Source organism: Thermoplasmata archaeon (assembly GCA_035632695.1).
Classification (GTDB): domain Archaea; phylum Thermoplasmatota; class Thermoplasmata; order RBG-16-68-12; family RBG-16-68-12; genus RBG-16-68-12.
In genome coordinates this window covers 1-5,656 of record DASQGG010000084.1, presented here as the reverse complement: position 1 = coordinate 5,656, position 5,656 = coordinate 1, and the positions used below count along the sequence as shown (strand labels likewise).

Genomic DNA, 5,656 nt, shown 5'->3' with positions numbered 1-5,656 from the left:
CATTGCGTGACGGGTTGGACGACGTACGACAACGCGTGGGAAGGCGTGACGGTGCGCGAGCTCGCGCTGCGCGCTGGGATTCGTTCGGCGGCGAAATATGCCACGTTCAGGTGCGACGACGGCTACACGACATCCCACCCGCTCGGCGTGCTCTACGACGCGGATGTCCTCATGGCCTACCGCTGGGACGGGAATCCGCTGCCTGTCGAGCACGGAGGCCCGTTGCGCCTCCTGGTGCCAAAGCGGTACGCCTACAAGAGCGCGAAGTGGGTCCGCCAGATCACGTTCACGGAGGCGGAGGAACTTGGGTACTGGGAGATCCGCGGCTACAGCAACACGGCCGACCCTTGGACCGAGGACCGCTACTCGTTCTAGCGGCTACGGCCCTCAGAAACGGCTATATTCACGGCCCTGAATCGCGGCCCGAAGGGTGTGGCTCCGATCGCGACGGCGGAGGACATCGAGGACCAGAAGCAGATGGGTTTCTGGGACCATGTGGAGGAGCTCCGCCGCCGGCTCAAGGTCGTCGTCGTGGCCGTGCTGCTCCTGTTCGTGGTCTTCCTGACGACCGGGATTGGGACCCTCCCGATCGGGGGGTCGCAGGTCCCGATGCTCGTGCCGGCCCTGACCGCGTCGAGCCCGAATCTCGCCACGCAGTTCTTCCTGGCGGTCAAGGGCTACCTCGTCCCTTCCCGAGTCGGGGCCCAGCCGCTGAACTTCAGCTATCTGCACCCCTGGGACGCGTACGTCGTGATGTTCAAGGTCGCCTTCTTCCTGGCAGTGGTCGTCGGATCGCCCGTCGTCGTGTACGAGCTGGGACGGTTCATGAGTCCCGCGTTGCGTCCGTCCGAGAAGCGGATCGTCCGGCGGATCAGCGCGCCCGTTCTGGGCCTGTTCCTCGCGGGCGTCGCCCTCTGCTTCGCCCTCGTGCTCCCCTTCACCTTCCAATTGCTCTTCTCGGTCCAGAACCTCATGGGAGCCGATTTCCTGATCCTGTACGGAGACAACTTCATCGACTTCGTGCTCCTGTTCAACCTCGCGTTCGGCGTCGCGTTCCAGCTCCCCGTGGTCATGTACGGCCTGGCCGCGGTGGGCATCGTATCGGCGAAGTTCTGGAAACGCCACTGGCGGATCGCGACCGCCGGGATCTTCGTCTTCGGTGCCCTGATCACCCCGGACGGGAGCGGGGTCACCATGATGCTCGTCTCCCTGCCCATGCTGGCGTTGTACGTCCTGGGGTACGCCTTCGCACGGCGGGCACAGCGGACGCGCGCACGATCCGCGGTTGCCGCCTAGCGAGCCCACGACGTGTCGGGACCCAGGCTCTTCCGGTGGGCGAGCGATCCGCTAGCCCGCTGAGATACGCGCGCCCCGGCAGGCCGCAACCGCACCCGGGGCAGGACACCTGCCCCATGTACACGTCCCCTCCGCACCCCGGGCATGCGTGGCGAGTCCCCGGAGGCGTGGTCGCGAATGGACTCGGGAGGCTAGAGCTTCCCGGTCCCCTGTTCCCCCGAGATGCCCCTGCAACTCAGGTCACGTCGGACCGTTCCTCCCGAGGGCCGACACGTATTGGAGGGCCGAAAGGCTCATAATCCTCGGACCTGTTCTTCGAGCTCGAGGCAGGGAACGTGTCGGCGCTTTCCTTCATCGACCTCACCGCGCAAATCGAGGGGATCGAGTGGATCATCCTCTTGGTGATCGTCGCGGCCCTCTTCCTTTTCGGACCGTCGAAACTCCCCGAGCTTGCGCGCGGGTTCGGCCGCGCGATGGGCGAGTTCCGCCGTGGCCGGATGGAGGTCGAGCGGGAGATCACCCAGCAGTTCTCCACGGAGGATCCGCGGATGAAACTCGACCGCGCTGCGAACTCCCTGGGCGTCGCGAGCGCGGGGAAGTCGGAACTCCAGGTCAAACTCGACATCGCACGCGCGGTGGACAAGGCCCCCGACAACCAGGTGGTCTCCGCGGCTCAGGTCCTCGGCGTGTACGACGCGGCCGCGGATCCCACGCGGCTCCGCGAACTCGTGGTCAAAGCACTCAACGTTTGAGGACGTTCGCCTCCGAGAGACCACGCCATCCGCGTTAGCTTTATCAGGGCCATGGGGTTACGGACGCCCGCGGCTTGGAGATGGGAGTTTGGCGAACACGGACTATGCCTATCGCCGCCTCGTGAACACGCTCGGTCCCGAGCGTGTTGCGCGGACGGAATTCGAGCGCATGGTCTACAGCCACGACTTCGCCTCCCTGCCCAAGATCGCGCTCCTTCAGTGGCGTCTCTACCCCGACTTCGTGGTCCTGCCGCAGACCACGGAGGAGGTCTCCGCGCTCGTCAAGCTGAGCGACGAATCAGGCCTCCCACTCGTGCCCCGGGGCGGGGGCACGGGGTGGTATGGCGGTTCGGTTCCCAACCGGGGCGGCGTCCTCATCGACATGCGGAAGATGAGCAAGGTCCGTGCCTTCGACCCCGTCGGCCGGACGATTACCGTGGAAGCCGGAGCGACCTGGGCTGAGGTCGCGGAGTACGCAGAGGCGCGTGGACTCACGCTTCCCTCCCTGCCGACGAACGCGCTGGCGAGCACGGTCGGCGGCGCCATCAATAGCGATGTGGTCGGGTTCGGGGCCTTCCGGAACGGCGCGCTTCGCCAGGTCGTCCGGGACCTCGAGGTCGTGCTCCCCGATGGCCGCGTCCTCCACACGGCCGCGGCGGGTGATCCGGGAGGGCACTTCGCCGACCTCACGCCCTTCTTCTTCGGCGCCGAGGGCACCCTGGGCGTGGTCACCATGGCAACGCTCCGGTTGGACCCCAAGCCGGAGGCCATGAAGGCCGTCGCCCACGCATTCGCGGGCCTCAAGGCCGCGGCATCGTTCCTGCAAACCGTCGTGGACGCCGGCCTCCAGCCGTACCACATCTCGCTCCTCGACAAGGAGCACCTGGTCTTCGAACGCGCGCTCCGCGCAGACTCGCCGGAACCCGCGGACGTCGTGCTCGTGTGCTTCGCGGGCGCGAAGGACGACGTGGCCGACCAGGAGAAGGCCGCGGACGCGCTCGCCTCGAAAGCCGCCGCAACCAAGCGGCCTCCGGCCGAAGCGGAGGAGCTGTGGGACCAGCGGTACCGGATGTACAGCGCCCGCCGGATGAGCCGCGGGCTCGTCGTCGCGAACAACGTGGTCCCGCTCGCGAGGCTGCCTGAGGCGTGCGAGACCGCGCGCACCCTCATCCGGAGGTTGAAGCTCAACGGGGCGGTCCAAGCCTACCCGATCGACGCGACGTCCGCCATCCTGGCGCCGTACGTCCTCATGGATGAGACGACGCCGAGCGGCGGCACCGCCCTGGGGTACGTGAAGAAGATGGGGGACGCCGCGCTCGAACTCGGGGGCCACCCCATGGGCCTAGGCCTGTACATGGTCTTCAACCTGCGGACGATGCACGGCCGCGCGGCCCTCTACACCGCCTACGTGAAGGACGTCTTCGACCCGAAACGCAAGGTGAATCCGGGCAAGACTATCGAGGTCTGGACGAAGTACCACTTCCCCGGCATCCGAGCAATCCCGCCTCCTGCGATGCGCGTGGGGCTCGACCTGGCCGCATTCCTTCGGAGGATCAAACCGACCCAGGACAAGTTCGTCCGGGCCTACGAGCACAAGAAGGGGGCGGACTAGGATGGGCCTCCTCCGGGATTGGAACTACATCGAGGCCGCCACGGAGGTCCCCGCCTTGTCGGAGATGATCCGCGAGGCGCTGATCCACGCGCTCTTCGTGCGGAACGACCGCGTCCTCCCGCGGGAGATCATCGCGGACCTCACGCGCGCCCCGGCCGTCACGGTCAAGATCAAGGACGACGCGGATCTGCGGAAGGTCGTGCAGGTGCTCAACGGCGCCGAGAGCACGCTCAGCCTAGGGCTCCCGGCAGAAGACTACAACTACTTCCGCACGCAGCTCGGGGTGGGGAAAGACCGCGAGATCGGACTCACCGTGCGCCCGCGGATGCTCCTGACGTACGACTGGCTCGTCCCCGAGCAACGGGGCGTCCAAGTCGACTTCTCCGCGTACGCGGGTCTCACGTTCCCGGAGCAAGGCCACTCCGCCTTGGCCCAGGTGGGCCTTCCTTGGAAGCGGTTGTACGACGAGGCCATGACGAAGGGGCATGCGCTCCCCGTGGTCCCGACCGTACCCCTGGACTTCTCCCTCGGTGATGCGGTCTGGGGCGATGCACCGTTCGCCGCATACGAGGGCGAATTCTCCGCCTTCGTGAACGCGCTGCGCACGGTGTCCGCGTTCGGCCACCGGACCCGAATCGGGTTCGAGGAGGCGTCGAACAACGGCACGGGGTATGACGTCCTTCATGCGACCCTCTCGGTGGCCCTCGAATACTGCGTTCCCCTGGAGGTTGCCCTGCGGCTCGCGCCGCGGCCCGCCGCACGGAAGACCCTCACGTACACGTTCGACGACCCCGCGAAGCTCTCCGCCGCGCTCGACAAGCTCCCGCGGACGGGTGCGCGCTTCCCCTGGGTCCACATCACGGATGCCGTCGCGGCGAGCATCCTGCGTCCCGGTCTCGTGGCGGATCCATTCACGATTCAGGTCGCGCTCGTCGGCACGCCCACCGGCCTGGCGGCGCGCGAGAAGGCGCTCGATGCCGCGGTCGCGGGATGCAAGGTGAAATCCGCCGAGGTGCCCAACCCGTTCGACGTCCCGCCGCCCGAGTACGAGAAGACCGCGAAACGGGCGGAGCGGAGCCTCTTCGTGGGCGAGGTCCGGCTCCCGGCGGCCTCGGTCGGGGATTTCGCGAACCGCCTGAAGGCCCTGGGCCAACAAGTCGCGGCCAAGGTGGGTTTCTACGGCAGCCTTCGAGCGTCGGGCACCCTGTCCGCGTACCCGTTCTTCGACGCGCCCAAGGACCGGTCCCACGCGTACGACCTCTCCAAGGGCGTCCTCCGTGTCGCGGAGAAGATCCCCGGCGCCGTGTTCACCTCGCGGCTCGCGCACCTTTGGAACGAGGAACCCGGCTACCTGGAGCGGATGCGCCTGCTTCGGGAGATCAAGCTCCGGTTCGACTCGGCCCACGTCCTGGAGCCGCTCGTCCGCCCCTGACGCTCACACGCCGGTCCACGGGACGCCCTTGTAGGGGCTCAGCACGATCTGCGTGTCCACGTGGCGGACCCCGTCAATCTGGAGGTACTTGTCCAGGAACTCGTGGAGCTCGGACATGTCCACGAAGAACATCACGCAGAGCACGTCATGTTCCCCCGTCACGCGGTACACGGCAATCGCGCGGGGGTGGGCGGTGACGCGGGCGACCACGGACTCCCGCCGGCCGGGCTCCACGGCGAGGTGGACGTAGGCCTTCACGGGATTCTCGATGAGCTGGTAGTTCAGGTAGCAGGAATAGCCTTGGATGATCCCCTTGTCCTCCAGGGCCTTGATCCGCCGCCGGATCGTCGCCTCGGAGATGGAGAGGTCCCGGGCGATCTCCACGTTGGAGAGACGGGCGTTCTCCCGAAGACGGCTCAGGATGCGTACGTCGACCTCGTCGATCGGCAGGAGACGCAGGTCGAGTCCCTTCCAGCGCTCCGTGAGGCGCATCTCATCTGCGGTGTGGGTTGTCATGGCGGGAATACCCCTCCCCGGCGCGCCCCGGGCCAAATCGCCCCGATG

The 5,656-nt window shown here is 67.2% G+C and carries 6 protein-coding genes; 5 read left to right on the top strand and 1 reads right to left on the bottom strand.

Features of this window, described 5'->3' with window-relative positions:
• From VEY12_06180 to VEY12_06160, 5 genes are all read left to right on the top strand, one after another.
• Positions 1–375, top strand: a 375-nt coding sequence (locus tag VEY12_06180) for a molybdopterin-dependent oxidoreductase (GenBank protein HYM39715.1), incomplete at its 5' end; no start/stop codon positions are given.
• A 57-nt stretch (positions 376–432) separates the two neighbouring features.
• A complete protein-coding gene (locus VEY12_06175) occupies positions 433–1,296 on the top strand; it encodes a twin-arginine translocase subunit TatC (GenBank protein ID HYM39714.1) in 864 nt (287 codons plus the stop codon).
• A 335-nt stretch (positions 1,297–1,631) separates the two neighbouring features.
• On the top strand, positions 1,632–2,048 hold the full coding sequence (locus VEY12_06170) for a twin-arginine translocase TatA/TatE family subunit (protein HYM39713.1): 417 nt from the start codon (positions 1,632–1,634) through the stop codon (positions 2,046–2,048).
• An 88-nt stretch (positions 2,049–2,136) separates the two neighbouring features.
• Positions 2,137–3,660, top strand: coding sequence for an FAD-binding oxidoreductase (locus tag VEY12_06165; GenBank protein ID HYM39712.1), 1,524 nt, complete (start codon positions 2,137–2,139; stop codon positions 3,658–3,660).
• A 1-nt stretch (position 3,661) separates the two neighbouring features.
• Positions 3,662–5,092 (top strand): hypothetical protein, encoded by a 1,431-nt coding sequence (locus VEY12_06160; GenBank protein ID HYM39711.1) that lies wholly within the window; start codon positions 3,662–3,664, stop codon positions 5,090–5,092.
• A gap of 3 nt (positions 5,093–5,095) precedes the next feature.
• Here the strand turns inward: VEY12_06160 and VEY12_06155 are convergent, their stop codons facing one another.
• Positions 5,096–5,608: an Lrp/AsnC family transcriptional regulator gene (locus tag VEY12_06155; protein ID HYM39710.1), complete on the bottom strand. Its 513-nt coding sequence runs from the start codon at positions 5,606–5,608 to the stop codon at positions 5,096–5,098.
• Positions 5,609–5,656: the final 48 nt, after the last annotated feature.

Coding starts and splice junctions, on each gene's coding strand:
- VEY12_06155 (HYM39710.1), bottom strand. CDS start 5,608: ATGACAACCCACACCGCAGATGAGATGCGCCTCACGGAGCGCTGGAAG.
- VEY12_06160 (HYM39711.1), top strand. CDS start 3,662: ATGGGCCTCCTCCGGGATTGGAACTACATCGAGGCCGCCACGGAGGTC.